The organism is Vibrio sp. 10N.286.52.C3 (genome assembly GCF_041468865.1).
Classification (GTDB): domain Bacteria; phylum Pseudomonadota; class Gammaproteobacteria; order Enterobacterales; family Vibrionaceae; genus Vibrio; species Vibrio crassostreae_C.
In genome coordinates this window covers 1-1,263 of sequence record NZ_JBFRJM010000039.1, presented here as the reverse complement: position 1 = coordinate 1,263, position 1,263 = coordinate 1, and the positions used below count along the sequence as shown (strand labels likewise).

2 protein-coding genes and 1 pseudogene are annotated in these 1,263 nt (G+C 40.9%); all 3 read left to right on the top strand.

The genetic code is table 11. From position 1 onward, the window contains the following. Window positions 1-212 (top strand): annotated as a pseudogene (locus AB4138_RS15100) (IS6 family transposase); the annotation flags it as partial. Between the two features lie 139 nt (window positions 213-351). After that, a complete protein-coding gene (locus AB4138_RS15095; protein WP_372129196.1) occupies window positions 352-669 on the top strand; it encodes a hypothetical protein in 318 nt (105 codons plus the stop codon). Between the two features lie 102 nt (window positions 670-771). Further along, window positions 772-1,263: IS6 family transposase (locus tag AB4138_RS15090; RefSeq protein WP_372306611.1), on the top strand; the 492-nt coding region annotated here is incomplete at its 3' end.

Below are 1,263 nucleotides of genomic sequence, written 5' to 3'. Positions count from 1 at the left end.
TAGAGATTTTGGACATTAAATATCTGAACAATATCGTTGAGCCGAGTCACCGTTGGGTGAAGCAGAAAACACGTCAAGCTCTAGGTTGGAAGTCAACGGAAGGAGCTTTGGCCAGTTTGCATGGGCGTGAAGTGTGGACGATGTTGAAACAAGATCAGATAGATGTTGAAGGCCAGACAGCCTTTGAGCGATTTTACGCACTCGCAGCATAATTGTATCTGTCGGATTGGACTGTCACGCCTCTAACTAGATTTGCGACAGAACCTAGAAATTCTAAATAAAACACTGTTCATAATGTTTATGATTAGATAGTATTTATAGGTTTGATGAATATTAACTATGGAAAGAATTATGAATAAGTGGATTGTACTTTCAACTCTGTTTTCGACCTTCTCTTACGGTGCCTTAGACCTTTCTAACTCTGATTTATCAGCGGGAGACTTTGATGTACCAGAAGCCATCTCGTTGGAACAACAAAACATCGTATGTGAAAGTGTTGTTTGTAATTCTGTCTCTGAACCTAAATCTGTTCCGGTTGTTGGCGACGTACCTGAACGCGAGCCGAATCAAACGTTAGAAAATCTCGCGAGTGCGATTTATTTCGTCGGTGAGATTGGGTTTGCGGAAAACCTGTCGACTCCAGAATACGAGCAATTCTTCGAAAACTAATTCAAGGAGTGTGGCAGAGTATTGGCACAGCTTGTTTCTGTCGCAAACTTTGAGCCTTTTAGTTAAGATTCGCTTAATTTCCATTCATGATACTGATTCTTAATGTTTAAAGGTTGCCACTTTCCCTCTGAAGTTATTCTCGAAACCGTACGTTATTATCTCGCCTATAAGCTCAGTTATCGTGAAATCGAAGAGATACAATTAGAGCGTGGAATCATTGTGGATCACGCTACTATAAATCGTTGGGTTATCAAATTTACACCAGTATTGGAGCATAGAGCGAGGCGTAGAAAGAAGCCGGTGTCTGACTCGTGGCGTATGGATGAAACCTACATCAAAGTAAAGGGTAAATGGGTCTACTATTACCGAGCCGTCGATAAATTTGGAAATGTGATTGATTATTATATTAGCCCGAACCGTGATGAGGCAGCTGCTAAAGCCTTTCTGAATAAGGCCATTTCACAAAATGGTTTACCAAGCAAAGTCGCCATAGATGGAAGTAAGAGTAACTACGCGGCCATTGATTCAATGAATGTTCAGCTTTGGTTGACGGGTTATTTCATGCTCTCATTGGTAGAGATTTTGGACATTAAA